Source organism: Lentzea alba, assembly GCF_011067745.1.
Taxonomy (GTDB): Bacteria; Actinomycetota; Actinomycetes; order Mycobacteriales; family Pseudonocardiaceae; genus Lentzea; species Lentzea alba.
Map to the genome: position 1 here is coordinate 349499 of NZ_JAAMPJ010000014.1, position 21153 is coordinate 370651.

Annotated in this window: 19 protein-coding genes and 1 pseudogene; 12 read left to right on the forward strand and 8 right to left on the reverse strand. The window is 68.1% G+C overall.

Features of this window, described 5'->3' with window-relative positions; all coding sequences use genetic code 11:
* Position 1 precedes the first annotated feature (1 nt).
* The 5 genes from G7043_RS39820 to G7043_RS39840 all read right to left on the reverse strand — a co-directional run bounded on the left by G7043_RS39820 (position 2) and on the right by G7043_RS39840 (position 5902).
* Positions 2-745: an AAA family ATPase gene (locus G7043_RS39820; protein WP_166053868.1), complete on the reverse strand. Its 744-nt coding sequence runs from the start codon at positions 743-745 to the stop codon at positions 2-4.
* An 18-nt stretch (positions 746-763) separates the two neighbouring features.
* Positions 764-1669, reverse strand: a complete 906-nt coding sequence (locus G7043_RS39825) for a radical SAM protein (RefSeq protein ID WP_166053870.1) — start codon at positions 1667-1669, stop codon at positions 764-766.
* A gap of 195 nt (positions 1670-1864) precedes the next feature.
* On the reverse strand, positions 1865-2599 hold the full coding sequence (locus tag G7043_RS39830; protein WP_166053871.1) for a 5-formyltetrahydrofolate cyclo-ligase: 735 nt from the start codon (positions 2597-2599) through the stop codon (positions 1865-1867).
* 13 nt (positions 2600-2612) lie between these two features.
* Positions 2613-3677 carry a transcriptional regulator gene (locus G7043_RS39835; protein WP_207312324.1) on the reverse strand — a complete coding sequence of 355 codons (1065 nt, stop codon included), beginning with the start codon at positions 3675-3677 and terminating at the stop codon, positions 2613-2615.
* The gene (locus tag G7043_RS39840; protein WP_166053924.1) at positions 3674-5902 is read right to left on the reverse strand and encodes an ATP-binding protein; all 2229 of its coding nucleotides are present in this window, start codon (positions 5900-5902) and stop codon (positions 3674-3676) included. The genes G7043_RS39835 and G7043_RS39840 overlap by 4 nt, the downstream gene beginning before the upstream one ends.
* Positions 5903-6783: 881 nt before the next feature.
* Here G7043_RS39840 and G7043_RS39845 point away from each other — a divergent pair.
* The 5 genes from G7043_RS39845 to G7043_RS39865 are packed head-to-tail and all read left to right on the forward strand — an operon-like array spanning position 6784 to position 11225.
* Positions 6784-7650, forward strand: coding sequence for a hypothetical protein (locus G7043_RS39845; protein ID WP_166053872.1), 867 nt, complete (start codon positions 6784-6786; stop codon positions 7648-7650).
* Positions 7647-8585 (forward strand): hypothetical protein, encoded by a 939-nt coding sequence (locus G7043_RS39850; RefSeq protein WP_166053873.1) that lies wholly within the window; start codon positions 7647-7649, stop codon positions 8583-8585. The genes G7043_RS39845 and G7043_RS39850 overlap by 4 nt, the downstream gene beginning before the upstream one ends.
* Entirely contained in the window at positions 8582-10678 is a 2097-nt protein-coding gene (locus G7043_RS39855) for a hypothetical protein (RefSeq protein WP_166053874.1), read from the forward strand. Before G7043_RS39850 ends, G7043_RS39855 begins: the two co-directional genes overlap by 4 nt.
* Positions 10675-10827, forward strand: coding sequence for a hypothetical protein (locus G7043_RS39860; RefSeq protein WP_166053875.1), 153 nt, complete (start codon positions 10675-10677; stop codon positions 10825-10827). Before G7043_RS39855 ends, G7043_RS39860 begins: the two co-directional genes overlap by 4 nt.
* Positions 10828-10829: 2 nt before the next feature.
* Positions 10830-11225, forward strand: coding sequence for a hypothetical protein (locus tag G7043_RS39865; protein ID WP_166053876.1), 396 nt, complete (start codon positions 10830-10832; stop codon positions 11223-11225).
* Between the two features lie 608 nt (positions 11226-11833).
* Here G7043_RS39865 and G7043_RS39870 read toward each other — a convergent pair.
* Positions 11834-12514, reverse strand: a pseudogene (locus tag G7043_RS39870) (Tn3 family transposase); the annotation flags it as partial.
* Between the two features lie 103 nt (positions 12515-12617).
* Entirely contained in the window at positions 12618-13028 is a 411-nt protein-coding gene (locus G7043_RS39875) for a winged helix-turn-helix transcriptional regulator (protein WP_313888309.1), read from the reverse strand.
* Positions 13029-13132: 104 nt separating this feature from the next.
* Here G7043_RS39875 and G7043_RS39880 point away from each other — a divergent pair, with 104 nt between their 5' ends.
* From G7043_RS39880 to G7043_RS39905, 6 genes are all read left to right on the forward strand, one after another.
* Positions 13133-13846: a DsbA family oxidoreductase gene (locus G7043_RS39880; protein ID WP_166053878.1), complete on the forward strand. Its 714-nt coding sequence runs from the start codon at positions 13133-13135 to the stop codon at positions 13844-13846.
* 32 nt (positions 13847-13878) lie between these two features.
* Positions 13879-14541, forward strand: coding sequence for an NAD(P)-dependent oxidoreductase (locus G7043_RS39885; protein WP_166053879.1), 663 nt, complete (start codon positions 13879-13881; stop codon positions 14539-14541).
* 53 nt (positions 14542-14594) lie between these two features.
* Positions 14595-15320 carry an SDR family NAD(P)-dependent oxidoreductase gene (locus G7043_RS39890; protein ID WP_313888310.1) on the forward strand — a complete coding sequence of 242 codons (726 nt, stop codon included), beginning with the start codon at positions 14595-14597 and terminating at the stop codon, positions 15318-15320.
* 357 nt (positions 15321-15677) lie between these two features.
* Positions 15678-16058 carry a DoxX family protein gene (locus G7043_RS39895; protein WP_166053880.1) on the forward strand — a complete coding sequence of 127 codons (381 nt, stop codon included), beginning with the start codon at positions 15678-15680 and terminating at the stop codon, positions 16056-16058.
* Positions 16059-16111: 53 nt separating this feature from the next.
* On the forward strand, positions 16112-17053 hold the full coding sequence (locus tag G7043_RS49645) for an NADP-dependent oxidoreductase (RefSeq protein WP_166053881.1): 942 nt from the start codon (positions 16112-16114) through the stop codon (positions 17051-17053).
* A gap of 578 nt (positions 17054-17631) precedes the next feature.
* A complete protein-coding gene (locus tag G7043_RS39905; RefSeq protein WP_166053882.1) occupies positions 17632-19110 on the forward strand; it encodes a hypothetical protein in 1479 nt (492 codons plus the stop codon).
* A 98-nt stretch (positions 19111-19208) separates the two neighbouring features.
* Here G7043_RS39905 and G7043_RS39910 read toward each other — a convergent pair whose 3' ends face one another.
* Positions 19209-20291, reverse strand: a complete 1083-nt coding sequence (locus tag G7043_RS39910; protein ID WP_207312326.1) for a hypothetical protein — start codon at positions 20289-20291, stop codon at positions 19209-19211.
* A gap of 196 nt (positions 20292-20487) precedes the next feature.
* Here G7043_RS39910 and G7043_RS39915 point away from each other — a divergent pair, with 196 nt between their 5' ends.
* On the forward strand, positions 20488-20685 hold the full coding sequence (locus tag G7043_RS39915; protein WP_166053884.1) for a hypothetical protein: 198 nt from the start codon (positions 20488-20490) through the stop codon (positions 20683-20685).
* Positions 20686-21153 lie beyond the last annotated feature (468 nt).

The window sequence follows — 21153 nt, forward strand, 5'->3', positions numbered from 1 at the left end:
GCTACTCCTCGGTGACATAGCGCAGGTACGCCTCGGGGGTTGCCATGTACCTGCGCCAGTGGTCGACCAGCGCCAGGTCCTCCCACTTGGACCGGCGGAAACCGTGCTCCCCCACCTCGATGATGTCGGCGTCCGGTGTGGAGGCCAGGATCGGCGAGTGGGTCGCACAGATGATCTGCGCACCCGATTTGCCGAGCTCGTACATGAGGTGCATCAAGCGCAGGCAGGACTGGAACGACAGTGCGGCCTCGGGCTCGTCCATCAGGTAAAAGCCCGGCTCGCGGAACATCGCGGCGAACACGGTGAGGAAGCCCTCGCCGTGGCTCATCTCGCTCGTGTCCTCATCCCAATAACCGCGCATGCCACTGACCGCGTTCATGAACCCGAATGCCGTTTCTGCACGCAGGAAGTAGCCCTTGCGCTTCGTCCGCGGCCCGATGCGATGCCGGGCACCGAGAGTCGTGGTGTCGAACTGCACCATCTCGCCCAGCACGGACTTCGGCCTGTCGTTGACGTACTTCCGCCCAGCCCGCCCGCCCTGCGCGTCCAGTCCCCATGCCTCGGCGAAGGCCTCGACCAGGGTGGACTTCCCGGAGCCGTTTTCGCCGACCAAGAAGGTCACCGGGCGTTCGAACGTCATCCCTTCGTCCGCCAGCTGGGCGACGCACGGAACGTCGAGCGGCCATGGCCTCCGTGAGCCACGAGGCAGCGACTCGTCGGGGATGTACGCGCGGCGGGCGAGCATAGGTGGAAGTTCCTTTGATCAGTCGTAGTCCGGAGCGCAGGCTCCCGCAGGCGTGCAGTTGCCGGCCGGTCGACACGCCGGGCTGCAGCTCGGTCCGCACTGCGGATCACACATGTTGGGCACACACGGGTTCAGAGTTCGCTGGGTGAACTCTGTCGCGAGCACTGATGCGGTCTCCGTCATCCTCGATCCCGTCAGGATGTCGGCAAGCGACTCCTCCCGCACGTTGCCGACCGGCAACCACCGGGAGAAAACGCATGGCCACACCGACCCGTCCGGTGCGATCGCGACCCTACCGTCGCCGCACTGCCCACACAGTTCGCCCAGGTCAGGACCCCGATCCTGAACACCACGCCCCACCTGCCGCAGACGATCGATCCGCACCTCGCCGCCGACACCAAGACCTCTGAGCTGCGACACCGCCTCCCGAACACGCTGCCCCTCATCGACGTCGATCACACCCACACGCACAGGAATCGAGCGTCGCACCGCCTCGACGATGTTCGACTTCGTCCGCTCGTAGCTGCGCCGACCTCGTGTGATCCGCTCATGCTGCCCAGCATCATCGGAGTAATAGCTGGTGGCGAGCTGAACGCCGGACCGCGAGAACACCTCCCACAGCTCGGGGCCGATGTGCACCAGGTTCGTGAACACCTCGACCGTCAACCCACGGTCAAGGGCGTGGTGAACGAGCCCAGACAGCGCACGGTGCAGCGTCGGCTCGCCTCCGATGAACTGCACCATCCGCGTTCCGAGGTCGGCGAGCTGATCGATCGACCGCTTCCAGTCCTCGGCCGTCATCGCACCGTGCGAGCCAGCCGGGCCAGAGTCGGCATAGCAATGGCCACACTGCAGCTGGCATTTCCCAGTCACTTCAAGCCACGCGAACCTCACCCGCGCGTGCAAGTCGAGTTGAGCCCCCACGTGTTCCCCCTCGTTTCTCGCGCTCCGCCGTACTAACTGCGTAGTTCTTGGAGGCACTCCAAGCCAGAGGGCTCGAGGGGGTTTCGCCTGATTGCGACAGAAGTCGATCAAGACAGCGGATACGACAACGCCAGGACCCAACGATCTGCGATCAGCTGACGTTGCGCTGCTTTCCGGGCTGAGCCCATCGGATGGTCATAGACCAGACGCAGGACGCCGAGCTGCCCGCGAGACGAGAGCCGGAATGGCAGCAATCTTCGCTGGGTCCAGCTCCGACCACAGGATCCCTGCCGGCCGTCGAGGCGGTCCGCACTCGATGACCTGGGTCGGGGTGACGATCACGTCGACGGAGAAGTCGTGGCTGGTCTCCGGGAGATCACCATCGACGATCTGGAGATCGTGGACTGTCGTGACGATCGTCGTCGCCTCGCTGATCAGCCCTGCCTCCTGCAGCAGGGCGACCTCGATATCGGCATATCCCGCGCCCTTGCCCAGCCTGACACCTCGACGGTTCACCGCCACCGTTCCGCACACGAGCAGATCGATCTTCGGCATCTCATCCGTGTCAACGGTCCTCGCGAACAACGCAGCCTTCTTCGGTACCGCCGCTTCCTCAGGCGAAACAGGCAGCTTCGAGGGATCGAGCTCATAGAACGGCTTCGCGGCAGCGATCTTAGGAACCGCCACGTAGAGCAGCTTGCCCTGCTGAAGGCCCAGCGCCCTGACCGGAGCCTGTGGTTTGTCTGGCACGGCCTTCACCACGCGCGCCCGCTTCCAGACCGGAAGCTCTGCGAGCCTCTGTGCGGCCAGCACGGCACCCTCGAAGTTCGGGATCGAGCCGTGCACGTCCGGTTGAGCGGCGCGGTGTTCGGTGAGCAGGTCCCAGACGCGGTGGCGAACCTCGTTCTTGGCCTCGTCCGGCTTCGCCACAGGGCAACCCTTTCTAGGACGCCACCATCATGGTGAACAGGCGGTCATATATCTGATCTACCACAGGTTCCTTCCGCCAAGGACGGAGTTCTCGCGCCGCGCCGAAGATCACTTTGAGGCCACCGCCACCCCACGTGGCCTCAACACAGTCGATCGCAGCGTGCAGAACCGCCGCGGCGTTCTCGAGCTCTCGCTGCTGGATGTGCGCCAAGCTCAAGTTCGCCAGCACGATGCTGCGGGACTTCGAACGAGACGAGGCTTGTGAAGCGACTCGCTCCAGCGTGGCCTGGGCCCTTGCCGCGTCGTTCAAACGCAGGTAGCAGGATCCGGCGAGGCGGTCGAACTGCGTCTCGGAGAACATCTCCACGAATGGCTCGTCGCCCGAGATCCGTCCAAAGTGGTCTTGTGCCCGTCCCAATGAACGCTCGCACGCAACGCGTTCGCCGATCATCGCGTGGGCTTCGGCGGAGTGCAGTTCTGCCAGGCCAGTCAACACATCGCTGTGCCCCCGAGCCACGCCGGCCGCACGTTGAGTGAGAACGAGTCCCTCTGCCGGGTCGTCGGTGCCATACAGCTCAACGTATGAGGTTCGCAGGAGCGCGACAGCTTCGAGAACTGGATCACCGACTCTGCGCGCTGCCTCAGTTGCCGTTGTGAAGTGCTCTTTTGCCGTGTCGTGATCACGGCGCTGAGACGCGTCCCAGACGAACTGGCCCATCACGGTGGAGGCTTCCGCCTCCGCCGCGAGCAAGTCCCGCTTGACGCGATACTCGCGCGCGTGCTCGCGCAGCAGTCGGGTCTGCCCCAACGCCTGTCCTGCCTCGGCCAGCAACCCAGTTGATCGTTCAGCGTCGTAGCGGGCGCTCAGCAGTGACACACGCTGACGAAGTTCTGCGACCGTGACGAGATCCACCTTCGACGGATTCGCGAGCGCGCGCTCCAGACGATCAGCATCGGCCCGCTCGGCGGCCGACGTTTCGCCACGCGGGGCTGGAGCCAGGCTTCTGGGGTGGACTTGCCCTGTTCCCAGCGACCGACGGTTCCGGGCGTGACTCCGAGGAACTCGGTTGAAGATCATTTCGGCCAGTTGACGGATCCGGGATCCCGAGGTGGCGGGGCAGCGTCGCGGTCCGGGCCGAGGTCGTCGAGTTGCCGTTGTACGCGCGCGGCGTCGTCGTCGCGGCCTTGTTCCCGGTACAGCTCCAGCGCCTCCCGCCACACCTGGCGGGCCTGGTCGCGTTGCCCGAGCGCGGCGTGGGGGTGGCCGACACGGTCGAGGGTGTCCGCGACCTCGCAGGTGTTGCCGAGAGTGCGGAACAGGGTGAGGGCCTGGTGGTAGTGGTCGATGGCCTGCTGGTGATCGCCTGTGCGGTGGGCGATGAACCCGAGGCTGTCCAGGGTGGCCGCCTCGCCGTCGGGGTCGTGGTGGTGCCGGAACAGGGTGAGGGCGATGCGGCAGTGGTCGCGGGCGGTGTCGAAGTCGCCCAGGCGCGCGGCGTTCCAGCCCACCGCGTTGAGTGCGGTGGCCTCCCCCACCGGCTGGCCGAGGGTGCGGTAGAGGTTGAGGGCGTGTCGGGCGTGGTCCAGGGCCCACCGATCATCCCCCCGTTCTTCCCAGGCGATCGCGAGGATCAGGTGGGTGTGTGCCTGTTCGGTCGGGTCGTGATGGTGTTCGGCCAGGGCGAGGGCCTGGTCCAGGTGTCCGGTGGCCTCCTCGTGCAGGCCCAGCAGGGAACAGGCGTCGCCGAGGAACCGATGGGTGCGGATGCGGGTGGCGGGGTCGGGCAGGTGTGCGGCGGCGTCCAGCGCGGCCCGCCACATGGCGAGTTGGTCGCGCCGGTGCCCCCGCCGGATGTGGAAGTCGTCCAGTGCCCAGGCGAGGTGCCAGACGACGTGGTGGCGGCCGAGGGCCGCGGCGGTGCGCTGAGTGGCCAGGAGGGTGGCGTGCTCGGCCTCCAGCCAAGCCAGCGCGGCCGCGGCGTCGAGCAGCGGGTGCGGGTGGACACCGGGCGCGGCCGGGTCGGGTTGCACGAGTGCGCGGTGGGGGTACAGGAGATGGTCGGCGGTGTGGGCGGTGTGCAGGTGGAAGTCCATCACCCGTACCAGGGCTGTCTCTCGCACATTGTCGGGCAGGTTGTGGGCGGTGGTGGCGGCGTAGGCGCGGACCAGGTCGTGCATCGCGTACCGGCCGCCCGGCCGTCGTTCGAGCAGGGACGCCTCCTCCAGCGCTGACAGTGCTTTGCGCACACGGGGCGGGGGCAGGCCGGTGAGGGCGGCGACGGCGGGCAGGGTGGTGTCGGGGCCGGGGGCGATGCCCAGCAGCGCGAACACGGTGCGGTGTTCGGCGGTGAGCCGACGCAGGGACCAGGAGAGGACGGCGGGCAGGCTGGCGGTGGGGTCGGTGTCGTGGTCGAGCATCTCCAGCCCCAGCTCGCGTAGCTCGGCGGCGATCTCGGTCAGCGGGAGGCCGGGGCGGGTGGCGGCGTGGCGGGCGGTGATCGACAGAGCCAGCGGGTAGCCCCCGCACAGCTGGATCAACTCGTCGACGGCGCCGGGTTCGGCGGCGATACGGTCCGCGCCCAGGCGGGCGGCCAGCAGGGCACGCGCCTCGTCCTGGGTCAGAACGTCCAGGGTCAGGTGGCGGGCGCCGTGCCGATCGATCAGCGAGGCGAGTCTGGTGCGGCCGGTGACCAGCACGGTGCAGGTCGGACTGCCGGGCAGCAGCGGGACGACTTGCTCGGCGGTGGCGGCGTTGTCCAGCACGATCAGCATCCGCCGGTCCGCGACCAGGCTGCGGTACAGCGCGGCTTGTGCGTCCAGGTCGGTCGGGATGCGGCCGGGGTCGACTTCCAGGGCGTCGAGGAACGCGCGCACTGCGGCCCCAGGCGCCATTGGCTCTTGCGTGGGGCTGAAGCCGTGCAGGTCTACGAACAGTTGCCCGTCGGGGAACCGGTCCAGGTGACGGTGTGCCCACGCCAGGACCAGCCAGGTCTTGCCGATCCCACCAGCCCCGCCGATCGCCGAGACCACCACCGTTGTGCCGGTGACGGGCAGGTTTGCGGGTGAGTCGGCGCGTGTCGGCCCTCTCGCGGTCGGATCTCGCCCGTCCGGCGCGGTGGCGGTCAGCGTCCGGTCCAGCCCTGCCAGCTCCGCCACCCGCCCCGCGAACAGCGCCGGCGCGGCGGGCAGCTGCCGTGGCACCACCGGCGCAGGCGGCGGAGGCGGCGGAGGCGGCGAGTGCAGATGCACGTCGCCGTGCACCACCCCGGCCTGAACCACTGCGCCCACAACACCGGAAACCATGTTGTGCACACCAGGGCCGTCCCCGTCGGTGGGCTCGGTGCCGGTGTCGGTGGGCTGTTCCAGCTCGGGTGTCACGAACGAGGACACCTCCCCGGTCCGGTCAGTGACTGGCGGATCCCCAGAGTTCCACCACACCACCGCAACACCGGTCGGTACCGACGGAATTCACCCGACCGCCCGAATCCACCCCCGGCGTCGGGCGCCCCCTCGCCGAACATGTGGGAGGCCTACGCGCGGGCATCGCGGGACTGGCTGGTGTTCCTGGCCGAGCGTGGTGTGGACGTGTTCGGGGAGTGGGACCGGCTGTGGTCGGTCAGGGTTGTCGCTGTACGCGGACTCGTGGCGCCGTCCGGTTCAGCACGATGGACACCTGGCTGATCTGGCGTTGTGTGCTCCGCCGTAACGGGTCTAGCTTCCGTTGTCATGCACGTGGCCTTGTTTCGATCGGACGGCTGGAAGTCGTGAGACGTCAAGTTCGAGCCGCTGGTGCTCGTCGTCGGCGACTTGCTCCTCGAGGACGCACCTGAACGGCCGCGACCGGCGGTGGTGAACCAGTGGTTGCGGCAGCTGCCGACATGATCGGTGACGGCCTCTGACCGCGGTGCCTGCACTCCGCCTGCAAGAAGATCGTGACCGGGTATTCCGAGAGTTCCAATACCCGACTGCACCATTACCTTGGCCGAGTTGGAGATGCAGACCCGCATGGCGCTGGTGCCCGACGGGTGGGAAGACCCGTGGGCCATCCCGGTGAGCGTCCTGCCCGTCGATGACGAACACGGTCCGACCGTGGGTGGTGTCCTGTGACCGGGGACGGCCGCGGCAGTACCCATGCAGGACGACCGGCTGCCGTTCCCGATCCGGGTTACGGCCCGCCTGAGGAGGTGGCGTATCACGACGGCGGGCTGGTCGTGGAGTTCGTCGGGGAGGACGGTCGCCACCGGCGGTTCGGTGTCGGCGAGCTGCCGCTGCCCGGCTGGCACGCCCCGCTCGCCGCGGCGTTCGCCGCGGCGGTCGGGCCGGCGGGCACGCGCCGCACCCTGGCCTCGGCGGCGACGACGTGGGGTGCGGTGATCCGGTTTGTGCGGTTCCTGGCTGGCCTGCCGAGCCCGCCCGTGGTGCCGCAGGAACTGACCGCTACCCAGGTGGATGCCTTTCTGCGGCACCGCATCGACGCGCTCGGCGCGACGTGGGCGTGGAGGGAGTTGAGCCCGCTGCGCCTGATCGTCCGGCAGCCTGCGCTACGGGACCTGTTGTCGCCCGCGGTGCTGACCTATCTGGGTCGGCGCGACATGAACACCAAGAAACCCGGTGCACCGGGTTATTCCGATGGGGAGTGGGCGCGGCTGGTAGCCGCTGCACGCGCTGATGTCGCCGCGATCCGTGACCGCATCGACGCCGGGGAACGGCTGGTGGCGGCCTGGTCTGCCGACCCGTCGAGCTTGTCTGACCCGGACCAGGTGGTCGCCGCGCAGCTGGCCGGGATCGCGCGGACCGGGGTGGTGCCACGGTTGCCGGAATCGGGCGTCTACCGGGAACGCCGGGCACGCACGGCGGTGGCGCAGCAGCTGTTGGTCACCCAGGCTGACCGGGAACCGCTGCTGGTGCTGCTCGGCGTGGTGACCGGCCGCAACCCGGAGACGCTCAAGGAGCTGCCTGCCGAGCACCGTGTCCTCGACCGCGCGGCCGCGCGGTCGAGCTGCGGGTCATCAAGCGGCGGCACGGGCCACGACGCTGGTTCGACACCGTGACGTGGGAGATCGGTCCGCCACACCGCGCTCTGCACACGCCCGGCGGTCTCTATCTGATGCTGCACCGGTTGATGGCCCGTAGCCGGGTGTTCCGAGATTCCCAGACCGGCGCGCCGGCAGGGGCGGGGACGATCTGGTCGGTCTGGCGCAACGCCCGCGCCGGTGGACTCGGTGGAGTGCACGAGCATCACGATCCCTACGCCGCCCGGCTGGCGGGGTCACTGAACTTCGCTGCGTGGGCGGCCCGGCACGACTTGCGCGCCGACCCGGCCAGCGAGACGGACATCGACCCGGATGACGGGTCGGGTGGTGCGCCGCTGCAGGTGCGGATGCCGCGGGTGCGCACCAGTGTCGAGGTCCGCCGCACCCGCGCGGTCGGCGGGCATCTGCCGTCGGCGGCCCGGTCGAACACCGTGGGCGTGTTGTTCGCCAGCTACCTACGCGGGGACCCGACGGCCCGTGACTGGGCCGAGGAGGTCCTGGGTGAGGCGGTGCTCGATGCCGAGCAGGCCGCGCTGGCGGCACATCACCACGTGCTGCAGGAGTCCGGCCGTACGAGTCTGCGGATCGAGCCCGCAGCCACGGAAGCCGACCCGGCGCACGAGGGCGCGTGGAGCGCGTGCAGTGATCCGGATCAGCATCCCGGCACCGGTCGGCCGTGCCGCCGGATGTCGTTTCTGGACTGCTTTCACTGCGGGAACTGCCTGATCACCCGCGCACACCTGCCGGCGATCCTCGTGTTGCTCGATGAGCTGGCCGACCGGCGCGTCCGGCTCGGGGAGACCGAGTGGTGGGCCCGTTACGGACCGACCTGGGCGGCCCTGCGCGGCGAGGTGTTGCCGAGGTTCACCCCGGCCGAAGTCGACGCCGCCCGCGCCGTCACACCGCCCGAGGCCCTGCTGGAGCTGGCCGAAGACCCGTGGGAGCGCCCATGACCTCACTGGCAGCGTGGACATCGCCCGACCGCCCCGAGCTGCCCGGCGGGCAGCAGTGGGTACTGGCGGGACGTCCGCTGCGACCGGACGTCGAGCTGGCCTACACGTCGCGGTTCATGGACGAGGTGTGGCGGCTGGATCCCGGTGTGCTCCAACGCCACGTCAAGACGCTGGCGCTGGACTTTCCCACCATACCCGGTCGCTATCGGTTGCACGCCAAGCAGTTGTGCTACGCGATGCTCGCTGGCCCGCTGCCACCCGGTGAGAAACGTCAAAGCCTGTTCAGCATCCGCAGCGCCTTCATCGACGTGCGCCGGTTTCTGTCCTGGTTGGACAACCGGCCGGCCGTGGCTGGGCACCCGCTGCGGCCCGACCTCGCGCGGCTGACCACGGACGACCTCGCCGACTACCACCGGCACCTGCTGACCCTGCCCAACGCGAGCGCCAGCGAACACGCCCGGCGCGTGGTGCGCCTGTTCTGGCGCTACCGCACCGGTCTGGCCGACCCACTGAGCATCGACCCGCACCAGGTCGAAAGCTGGTCGCGCCCGAAACGTCCTGCGGAGAACACGACAGACCGCATCCCCGAACCCGTCCTCTGGCCGCTGCTGGGCTGGGCGCTGCGGTTCGTCGACGAGTTCGCTCCCGACATCCTCGACGCCCATCAGCGCTGGCTGGACTACCGATCCCGGTTCCGCAACGGCAAACGCGGTCACAACCCCGGCGCCGCCGCCCAACTTCAGTCCTATCTGGACGACCACGTCCACGCCGGGTACCCGCTGCCCGGCTATCAGGGGCGGCCGAACCTGCAGTTCATCGCCGCCGAGGTCGGTATCAGCCACACCGGCCTGATACGTCGGCACAGCGTCACGGTGAACGCCACCGCCGCGCTCGTCGGTGTCACCGAGTACACGTGGCTGGGTACTGCGATCCGCGGGCGGCTGGACGGTGCGCCCTGGATCAACGACATCGCGGTGAACCATCCAGCTCAGTCGGTCCGCAAACTGGCTCGTCTGCTGCAGGTGTCCTGTTGGGTGGTGATCGCGTTCCTGTCCGGGATGCGTGACAGCGAGGTCAAGCACCTGCGCCGCGGCTGCGTGACCGTGGCGCGCGACGCCGAGGGGCGGCCCTACTGGTGGAAGCTGACCAGCCGGGCCTTCAAAGGAGAAACCGATGCCGCTGGCACCGAGGCGACCTGGATCGTCGGTCATCCGGCCGCTCGCGCGGTCGCCGTCCTGGAACAGCTGCAACCCGTCGACCGGACGCTGCTGTTCTCGTACCTCGCGCACAGCAACGCCGCTGGCTCGTCCAAGGCCATCCCGGACCAGGCGCAGAGCACCGGGGTCACGAACGCGCAACTCGGTGAACTCGTCCGCTGGATCAACGACTACTGCGCACTCCACGGCCATGCCGACGGCATTCCGCTGGTCAACGGCCGATCTTGGCGGCTGTCGACCCGACAGTTCCGCCGCACCCTGGCCTGGTTCATCGCCCGTCGCCCAGGCGGGGTGATCGCCGGCGCCATCCAGTACCGGCACTTGAGCGTCCAGATGTTCGAGGGCTACGCCGGTACGTCGGACTCCGGCTTCCGCGCCGAAGTGGAGAGCGAGCAGGCCCTGTCCCGCGGCGAACACCTGCTCACGATGATCGACGCCCACGAGCACACCACCCTGATCGGCCCTGCCGCCGAGGAAGCGCGCCGCCGACTCGACGGGTTCGCAGGCCGGGCCCGATTCACCGGCACCGTGATGACCGACTCACACCGGCTGGCGCGGCTGCTGCGACGCGATGACCCCGCGATCTATCCCGGCACGTTCGCCACCTGTGTGTTCAACCACGACAAGGCGTTGTGTCGCTCCCACCGCGACACCACCACCACACCGCGGCCAGTCCTGGGCGACTGCCGGCCGCTGGAGTGCGCCAACGTCGCGCTCACCGCCACCAACACCAGCGCGTTGCGCACCGAGCTCGACCACGTCGACCACGAGCTCGCCGCGCGGCCCAGCCTGCCGCCGCTGCTGACGCACCGGCTCCGCAGCCGACGCGACCAGATCCAGCAGTTCCTTGATCGCCACCTCCCGGAGCCCTCGTGACCCGCCGCGCCACCCTGCCCAGCCATGTCCAAGTCCGCACTGCAGGCGAGGCCGCACGCCGACCCACGCTGCCGCCCCTGCTGCTGGCCGACCTCACCGCCCGCCAACGCAAGATCATCGCGCTGCTGCCGACCATCCCGGAGAGCTGACCGTGTCCCACCACGTCCCCCTGCCGACCGAGGCGCAGGTCCGCGCGGCAATCGATACCGCCCGGGCCGAGACCGGCCGGACACCGAGCGCGCTCGCGCTTGCCACTCGCCTCGGGCTGGCCAACACGACCTTCCGCCGCAACTTCCCCGAGGTGTGCGCCGAACTCGCCAGCACGCCGCGCGCGGACGCGGACACCGGCGCGGCCGACGCCTACACCCGCCTACAGGAGGACAATGCCCGCCTCCGCTGCCGGAATCGCGAACTCACCGAGCACCTCGAACTCGCCATCGCCACGATCCAGCGACTGGCCATCGACAACTCCCGGCTGCACGCCGCGCTTGCCGAAGCGCAGCAGGTCACGCGCATGCCGCGAGCCGTGCCGACCCGACGCGACTGAGCTCAACCGCGCGCGGGAAGCTGGGGCCCGCCCCGGCCTCCGGTCGTTCAGACGCCCGCGTGCTGAGGCGGCGTCGACGACGCCTTGACCACCTCGCCGCGATCTGGGCCGCGTGGGCCTGACCGCACACCGCCGCCCGTGCTGTTCCCAGCGTCGGCGGAGGAGGTGACGGGTGACCTGGTGGTCTTCGGGGCGGGTTCTGCTGGATGTCGGCCTTGGGGACCAATGGAACAGCCAGTATCGGTGAGAACGATCATGAACGGTGAGAGGCCCCCGGTGATCGCATCACCGGGGGCCTCGGCCCTGTTCTCCCGAAGCTACGGCGAAGTGACAAGTAGCCCGGCGTAATCAGAGTGACGCTCGGTCAGGAGCGGCAAGGGCGGGCTCCGGGGACTTCGCTGTTCTGGAGGGCGCCGAAGTTGGCGTGCGCGGCCTCGATGGCTTCGGTATGCCTCGAGTTTGGCGTGCTCTGCGAGCGCCCGGTAGATGCTCGCCACCGAGGGACTCTGATCCGCGCCAACCGCTCCCGCCTGGGCGCCGCAGCTTCCCCGTCACGGTCCTGAACCGCGGCGCCCACCGCCTCGGCCGGCTGACCAGAGCCGCCCGGTTCAGTCCTCCGCGCCGTCGTCATCGTCGTCGAGGTCGACAGCGTCCGGGTCGCGCAGCGGCCGAAGCGCCCCGGCTGACGGGGTGGAGGCCCGGAAGTTGTAGCGGCCCAGGCAGTTGAGGTCCTTGTGCTTGAGCGGGGAGAGCCGGGCTACGTCCTCGTCCTTGATGTCGTGGCCCTCGGCACGCAGCTGGGCGACGGCGGCGTCGATGTACCGCGTCGTCCACAGCACCACGGCGTTCAGGACCAGGCCGAGCGCGCCGAGCTGGTCCTCCATCCCGTCCCGGTACGCCTGGTGGATGGTGCCCTTCTTGCCGTGGCAGATGTCGCGGGCGAGCTTGTGGCGGGACTCCTGGACGGTGAGCTGCTTGTGCATCTGGCGCCGGTAGGTGTCGTCCATCGGGTCGACGACCGCGAGCAGGTGCAGGGTCTTGGCGATCCGTCCGTACTCGATGAACGCGGCCCCCAGCGGGTTCGGGCGGTCCTCGCTGCCGAACATCCGCAGCAGGTCGTAGGCGCGGACCTGGTTGGTGACCAGGGAGCCGGCCACGCGGAGCATGTCCGGCCAGTGCGTGATCACCTTCTTCACGTTCACCTTGTTCCGGGCGATCTCCTCCAGCGGCCCGTACCCGCCTGCCGCCTCGGCGCCGGGCATCTGGGCCTTCCAGAACGACGGATCACTTGTGCTGGTGGATCACTGCGGCGTGACCATGATCGTTCTCACCGATACTGGCTGTTCCATTGGTCCCCAAGGCCGGATGTGGGCAGCGCTGCCGGTGTGACGATCAGGACCCGGTTGTGGCGCGTTCGTGGTTGGTGCGGATTTCGTCGTGGTGGGCGGCGGCCCAGCCGATCAATGAGGTGACGATTTCGTTGAGGCCGCGGCCCAGTGGGGTGAGGGTGTACTCGACGCGCGGGGGGACTTCGGCGTAGGCGGTGCGGTTGATCAGGCCATCCTGCTGGAGCTGGCGCAGGGTGAGGCTGAGCATGCGCTGGGAAATGCCTGGGACCTGTCGTTGCAGGTCGGTGTAGCGCAGCGGCCCGGACTGCAGGACGGCGATCAGCAGCATGCTCCACTTGTCGCCGACGCGGTCCAGGATCTGGCGGAGGAACGCCATGTGCTCGACGGGAATGGCCGCGCACGGGCCGATCGCCGCCGCTGTCACCACCGGGCCTGCTTCGTCGGCTGTCGTCATGACGCACATTCCTCTCCGGCACGCACACCGATGTTCCTTTTGTAACGGCTTCCATGCTGGTCCATCATGGCGTTACGCACAAGTCGTAGGAATTGGAGCATGTGGTGAAAGTCGAGATGTGGTCCGAGGTGACGTGTCCGTGGTGCGGTCTGGGTCACCACCGTCTCGAACGGGCGGTCGAGCGGTTCGAGCACGCCGGCGAGGTGGAGGTGGTTCACCACTCGTTCCCGCTCGGCGGCGGCTTGCCGGAAGGGAGCACGTTCTCCGTCCGCGAGACCCTGCGGCGTCAGCACGGCGTGAGCGACAGCCAGGCCGAGACGCTGACCCGGCGGATCGAGGCGCTGGCCGCGAGCGAGGGCCTGCGCCCGTACCGGGTGCTGGACAACCAGGTGGGTAACACCGATCTGGCGCACGAGTTCCTCGCCCACGCCTCTGCGCAGGGCCGCAACAATGCGGCATGGGCGGCGATCTTCAGTGCCTACTTCGGCCGCGCGGAGCCCGTATTCTCCCGCGACGACCTCCTGAAGCTCGCTGACGAACTGGGCCTGGACCGTGCGCAGACCCGGCAGGCTCTCCTCGCGCGCGGCTACCGCCGGCAGGTCCGCGACGATGCGGCTCGCGCCCGGCGCCTCGGTGCGACCGGCGCGCCGTTTCTCGTTGTCGACGGCCGTTACCACGTGGCCGGTGCCCAGGACAGCGACACCCTGCTCGACCTGCTCCGCACGGCCTGGGACGACGCCCACCCGATGGTTGCCGTCCCGAGTGGCGAGACCCCGGTGTGCCGCCCGGAGGGCTGCGTTGTTCCCGGCCACGGCTGATCCCGCTGCAGACTCGGAAGGTACTGGCTTCGATGACTGACCTGCTCGTTCTCGGCGGCAGCGGCCGCACCGGCGGCCACGTGCTGGCCCAGGCGACCGCGCGCGGCCACCGCGTCCGCGCGCTCGTGCGCGACCCGTCCGCAGTCCAGGCCCCGGCCGGTGTCGAGCTGATCCAGGGCACGCCCGCCGACCTCGACGACATCCGCGCGGCGGCTAAGGGCACCGAGGCGGTGATCAGTGTGCTGAACAACGCCCGCGCCTCGGACAACCCCTGGGCCAAGCCGGTCAGCCCGCCGATGTTCATGACCGACGCCGCCCGCAACACCCTCACCGTGATGGACGAGCAGGGCATCCGCCGGATCGTCCTGGCGTCCACCCAGGGCGCCGGCGACGACTGGGCTCGGCTCAACCCGCTGGCCAGGGCGCTGGTCACGCTGTCGAACATCAAGGCTTCCTTCGCCGACCACACCGGTGTCGACCAGGTGGTGCGCCCCTCCGGCGTCGACTGGACCCTCGCCCGGGCCGTCGCCCTGACCGACAAACCCGCCTCCGGCCCTCTGCGTGCCGCCGAGGCCGGCCGCGTCCGGCCCGGCCCTCGGGTCAACCGGGCCGACCTCGCCCGCTTCCTCCTCGACGCCGTCGAGAAGGACACCTGGATCCGGGCCGCTCCCTTGGTGTGGAACGCCCGCGGCTGACCTGCCGCACCACAGAGAACAACCAACCAACCGAATCTCAAGGGGACACCCCTGTGTCTGAACTGTCCAAAGTGATCGCGATCTTCGGCGCGGGCAAAGGTCTCAGCGCCTCGGTAGCGCGCCGTTTCGCCCGCGAGAACTTTCGCGTGGCCCTCGTCGCCCGCACCAAGGAGCGCCTCGACGCCCTCGTGGCCGAGCTGACCGCCGAGGGCATCGAGGCGGTCGGGTTCACCGCCGACCTGTCCAAGCCGCACGACGTCCCGGCCGTCGTGGACGCCGTCCGGGACCGTTTCGGCCGTATCGACGTGGTCGAGTACGGGCCGATCAACGGCGAGATGGCCTTCACCCCCGCTGCCCGGCTGGACGCCGCCACCCTGGAGAAGGGCAGCCCGTTGCTGCTGCTGACTCCGGTGGAGGTCGCTCGCGCGGTGCTGCCGGAGTGGACCGAGCGCGGCGACGGCGCCTTCCTGATGACCACCGGCTCCACGGCCGGCTCCCCGAAACCGCACGCCAGCGGGGTCGGCCCCCTCATGGCCGCCGCCCGTAACTGGTTGTTCTCCCTCAACGGTGAGCTGGCTGCCTCCGGCATCTACGCCGGCACCCTGTCCATCGGCGCCTTCATCGCCCGCAGCGCCATGGCCGAACTGGCCGCGGCGAACCTGGCCGAGAACGGTCCGATCGGAACGGCGCCGATGGTGGACCCGGACGAGCTCGCCGAGCAGTACTGGGACATGTACACCAAGCGCGACCGGGTCGAGCAGCTCTACCCGCAGGCGTAACCCCGCTCCGCGGTGGGCCGCCGATCTGGAAACACATTCCTGGCACCTGCCGCACCGCACAGGCTGCGCGGCGTGGCGGTGACAACCCGCCGACCCGCACGGCGCCGCGACCGGAGCCGACGTGCGCGCTATAACTGCAAGAATGAAGTAACTGGTGTCATGTCAAGTTGTAGCTTGAATCAGATCACCTAGAGCTGAGCTCTATTCGTCAACCTTGAACTATTTGATGATGCCGAAGCCCTTTAACGCTTGTGCTGCAGGAATTTCGTATTGCCTCGAAAGAGGCTCACACTGGCGCCTGCGACGTCCCCAGTCCTCGTCCCTGCAGCTTGAAGTCATCGATTGAAGGAAACTCCCGTGAATATCGTGTTGTGGGTTATCGCCGGCTTGCTCGCCGCCGCATTCCTGGCCGCTGGCGTGATGAAGCTGAGTCAGCCCAAGGAGAAACTGGCCGCGAGCGGCATGGGCTGGACCGAGAGTTTCAGTTCCGGCGCGGTCAAGTCCATCGGCGCGCTGGAACTTCTGGCCGCCGTCGGCCTGATCCTGCCGGCGCTGCTGCACGTCGCTCCGATCGTGGTGCCCCTGGCAGCGCTCGGCCTGGTCCTGATCATGATCGGCGCGATCGTGACCCACGCCCGCCGCAAGGAAAACCAGATGATCGGCGCGAACGTGGTGCTGCTGATCCTCGCCGCCGTAGTGGTGTGGGGCCGGTTCGGCCCATATCCCTTCGGGTCCTGAACCCGCGTCATCAAGGTCAATCCGTCTCGTAACACCAGAACAAGGAGCACATCATGCGCGCACTACACGTCCCGGCTGCCGGCGAGAAACCCCAGATCGGCGAGCTGCCCACTCCGCCTGTCACCGACGGCGCCGTACTGATCCGGGTCAAGGCCGCAGCCCTGAACCCCGTCGACAACGCCATCGCCGCCGGCTATCTCGCCGGCATGCTGCCGCACGAATACCCGCTGGTCGTCGGCCGTGACGCCGCCGGTGTCGTGGAAGCCGTCGGGGCGGGCGTCGAGCACGTCAAACCCGGCGACGAGGTCTTCGGCCACGTTCTCATGGCGCCGCCGGTGCAGGCCGGCACTCTCGCCGAGTACGCGGTTCTCCCCGCCGCCGCGGTGGCGCTCAAGCCCGCCGGTCTGGACTTCGTCCAGACCGCCGCGTTGCCGCTGGCCGCCGCGTCCGCCGTCCAGGCCGTCGACGCCATCGACGCGCAGTCCGGCGAGACCGTCCTGGTCAACGGCGCCTCCGGCGGCGTCGGCTCCTACGCCGTCCAGCTCCTGGCCGCCCGCGGGGTCACCGTCATCGCCACCGGCGCCGACACTGCCCGGCTCACCGGCCTCGGCGCCACCACCGTCGTCGACCGGGCGGCCGGCCCCGTCGCCGAGCAGGTCCTCGCCGCCCACCCCGGCGGCGTCGACGCACTGATCAACCTGTTCGGCAACGACCCCGCCGACGTCCCGCTCGCCGCCGTCCGCCAAGGCGGCAAAGTCTCCACCCTCACCCAGGCGCCCGACGCCGAAGCCGCCACCGCCGCCGGTGTCACCGTCACACCGATCATGGCCTCACCCGTCCGGGAAGTCACCGGACCGCTGGCAGAGCAGGCCGCCGGCGGCGCACTCAAGGTCGACGTCGGCGCCGTCATCACCCTCGACCAGGCCGCCGACGGCCTCGCCACCATCGCCGCCGGCCAGGCCAAGGGCAAGACCGTCGTCATCCTCGACAACTGATCAGCAGCGCGAGACCGGGGCAGGATTCCGCACCGATCGAGCCCTGCCCCCGCGCCTGCCGGCACGAGACGCCGCGCCGATCTCGCCCGGCCGGCGCAACCCGCACACCGTCCGACCGACCACGCTCACGCCACAACCCCTCGGTGTCCGGCCACACCCGGCTGTGCCGCAACGTCCGGAACCCCCGGCCCCAGTAGCGAGCGGTCAATTGGTCAAGCACAAACCCTGTCTACAATCCAGCCAGGTGCAAGCGGGGCCTGCATGCGCTGAACCCGTGTAAATCCCGCACAGTCCTGAAGGACGGAGAGGTCCGCATCAGCTGCCCAGCTTGCGCAGCTGACAGCGATGATCACTACTGGCGGCTATCAACCACGGCTCCCGCTCCCGAGCGCGCCGAGCTGTCCGACGAGCTCTATCTCGATCTTGTCCAGCGTCGGCCGCAGCCGACTCTGTCGTTGACAGGTGACGGTCAACATGATCAATAGTCCGTTCACCATCTGCGAGGGCGACAACATGCCGCGTCCGACCATCGAGAAAATGTCCCAGGCACGTAGCGCAAGCGGTCCTACGATGCTCGGATGCCGCTGCCGATCCATCTAGGAGTCTCCGCTCCTAATTCTGAGCCGATTCCGGATGGCTACTGGACCGGGATGCCACTTGAGCCGCGTCCGGGTGCCCAGGTCAGGACGTCGCCGTTGGAGACAACAGTCATCGACTGGGATCAGCATGGTGTCGAGCCGCGCTGGCAGGGCATGGAAACCGCCGACTGCGTGGCGGCGCTGCTGCCAGGTGGGTCCGCTGATGCCAGCAGAAACGAGTTCGAGCGGCTCCGAGAGGGAGCGCGCGGCCGCGGCGAGCCGTTGTTGATCGTCAGCATGCTCGGCTACGAGTATGACGACGCGCCGCGGTCGATGTTCAACGTGTTCGGCATGTTCGACGACACCGTGATGTTTCCGCAGGGCATTTTCGGAGTCAGGGGCCGTCGGCTACCCACGGGTGGTCCGCGTCCCAGCCTGTCCTCCGGGCTGACGGCTGCCGACAGAGACTTGGGGACGAGGCTGCTCAACCGCCCGAAGGACGCTCCCTGGTGGACGTTGTCGCTGCTAGATCCGACGGAGATGGCGTCGGAGCCGGCCCGAGGCCAGGCCTTGCCGCGTTTGAATGCGGAGTTCAAGTCGATCCTGGTGGACGGTTTGGGCAATCCGCTTGTGGCGGTGCTGATCGCCAGGGACGAGGCCTGGCGCTGGTACATCGTCCCCGATGCAATTATCTGGGACACGGTGGTCGATTGGCTTGTGCAGCAGGCGATTCCGGCCTTCGTGCCGCACGCGCCGCGGCGTTTTCGGTTGGCAGGACATGACGTCGGCACGGCTTGGCGAACACGAGCCGAGCTCGCGGCGCAGGCGGCCTTGGCTGACATGGAGATCCGCCACTCGACCGAACGAGCGCAGCTGGAGGCTGACCTGAAGGACGCCGGGCAGGCGGCGACTCTGGTTCGGGATGGGTTGTTGCACGGCGCGGGAGACGAGCTCGTACAGGCGGTCGAGCAGGTGCTCGATGACGCGGGCCTGTCCCCGACGAACCTGGATCGGAGTGAGAAGGGCACGTGGTCAGCCGATCTGCTGGTCGGTCTAGGCAGCCGCAAGCAACTTGTCGAGGTCAAGGCGGTCTCTGGCACTGCTAGCGAGTCCTTGGTTGGCGATCTGCTTAGGCATCTCGACACCTGGCGAAGCGCAAAGCCCGACCTGCCCGTGGAGGGCGGCACTCTGATCGTCAATCACCAGCGGAGGCGTCAACCTGAAGAGCGTGAGAGGACGATCTACAACAGACCGGAACTCGTCAAGGCGAACACGGTCCGCGTTGTGAGCACGCTTGACCTGTTCGACTGGTGGAAGGATTCGAATTGGTCTGCGATCCAGCAAGCGGTACTCGGTTGTCCCGTAGCCGCACCGCCGCCTCCACCGTCCACTGTGACAGCGTCTGAAGAGGACGTTGCGGCAGAGTCATCCCCACGAGGGATTCTTCGGTGGCTCGGGCTCTCCGGACGGTCCGCGTAGTCGGGGATGCGGCACGAACGGCACAGGGCGATCGGCCTGGGATACGCGTCGAGATGGCGCAACCGAGCGAGCCACGGCCTCGTTCTGCGCGACAGCACTCAGTCCTGCGTGTCGGCCATCGCCGTAGTGAAGAGCTCGATGGACTCAGTCAGGCCAGCGAGATCAGAGTCGAAGCCGTTAGCGAACTGCTGGAGCGACTTCATGACGCGTGAGAACGCGGGTTGAGCAAGCGCCGAGTCGTTCAGCGTGAACCTGTCGATCTGGCCCGGACCGCTTTCCTCGAAGCCCGACATCGTTCCGTTTGCGCTGCGTCGGAAGTCGCGGATGGTGTTGATCAGGCCGTAGCGGGCGAGCATCCGGTGCGCCTCGAACCCGCGGTCGAGGTTGAAATCCTCGGTGCGCTTGGCTTGAGTGAGGTAGATGCCCTCGTTGTCGTGGCGACCTGGGTAGGCCTGTGCGGTCTGGCGGAGCGCGAGGTAGGTGATGATCTCGTTGTCGGACAGAGCGTCAATCCAACCGTTGAGAAAGAACTCGACAGGGATGGTGACGACCAGCCGGCGGTTCTTCCCGGTGCCGAGGTTAGGAGGGGCGTAGTAGGTCGTGCCGTTGCCTGGGCCCTGGTTGGTGCCTTCGTCGAGGACCCCGAAGTTCTCGTATCGACCATGGACGCCCTTGGGCTTGAGTTCCACGCGGCCGCTGGCGGCGAGTCGGTCGAGCGCCCGTTTGATCTGTCGTTCTCGGTTCGCTCGCGGGATGCGTGCGTGGGTCGTCGTTTTGGTCGAGTCGACGGTGGGCAACGCGGTGAAGTCGACCCATGACGGTATGAGCGGGTTGTCGCTGTAGCGGATGGGCAACCTCGTGTTCCACCCCTTGGGCCTCGGCGGACTCACCTGGAGCTCGAAGAGTGCAAGCAGCAGAACCTGCACTGCGGCGCTCTTCGAGGAACTGACCTGCTGGATCCGGGTGCGGACAGGATGGTCTTCGGTGATCTTGAAGAGCGCCGAACGAACGGCGATCCAGGGGACGGCTTCGGTCTTCGGGTCGGGCTGCCAGAGCAGCTTGCGCTTCTTGCGCGCGGTCTCGACAACCCCAGACTCAACCAAGTCGCGTAGGCGTTCGATCCGCTTCTCGTGCCGCTCCTTGGCGGTGCGGCTCGGGGTGTCCTCAGCGGTCGTTTCCATGATCATCCAAACTGGATTTCACCCTTAAGACTGACACCGATTGACCGCGCCTTAAGAGGCTTTGCCTAGGCAACATCGGCTCTGTAGCGCAGTCTATCGGTAAAAGCAGGTGGCGTGACAACCTCCTGCTCCTCACCGGATTGTTGATCTGGCAGGCACGCCGCCTGCCGGGTGAACGAAGCGTGAGGGCTAGCGAATGTTGATCGTGTTGGGTGCGTGGGTCGTGTTCGTCATCGGCACGGCCGTTACGGCGGCCGGGGTCGCCTTGTTCCAGTCGGATTCGCAACGCCGTAAGGACGCACTTCAAGTGCTGCGCACGGTGCTCGGCGCGGGTACAGCGCTGGGCGTTACCGCCGGTGTGGCCATCAAGCTCCACGAGGCCGGCCTCGTGTGAAGTAGCCGCGGCCCGCGGGCCGCGGCAGCGGACCTACAGCTGGGACGGCGAGGACTCTCGCCGTCTCCGCGCCAGCCGCCTCACGACGTCACCATGATCTGTTTCAGACGCCGTGACATTTCTCAGCACGCCGGTGTGACAGGTTTGGCGGTGCTGTTGTTCTTGCCTGCGAATCCTTCCGGCGGGGTGATGTCGAGGATGACTGGAGCGATGTGGAATCCGTTCTTCGACTCTGCGTCGGCCTGTCTTTGGAGGGTGGCTCGAAGCGCGTCCTTGTCCGGGTGGAGGTTCTTGGGCCACGTGCGTCCAGCAGGGCGGCGGTCGGGGTGAATCCAGTAGACGTGAGGTTCCCCCGGTAGCTCGGAGACTTTCAAGCATGGTCCGATAGGACCTGAAGGGAGTCGTCCGTGGCACCACCGAAGAAGTACCCCGATGAGCTGAGGGCTCGAGCGGTCAGGCTGTACCGGG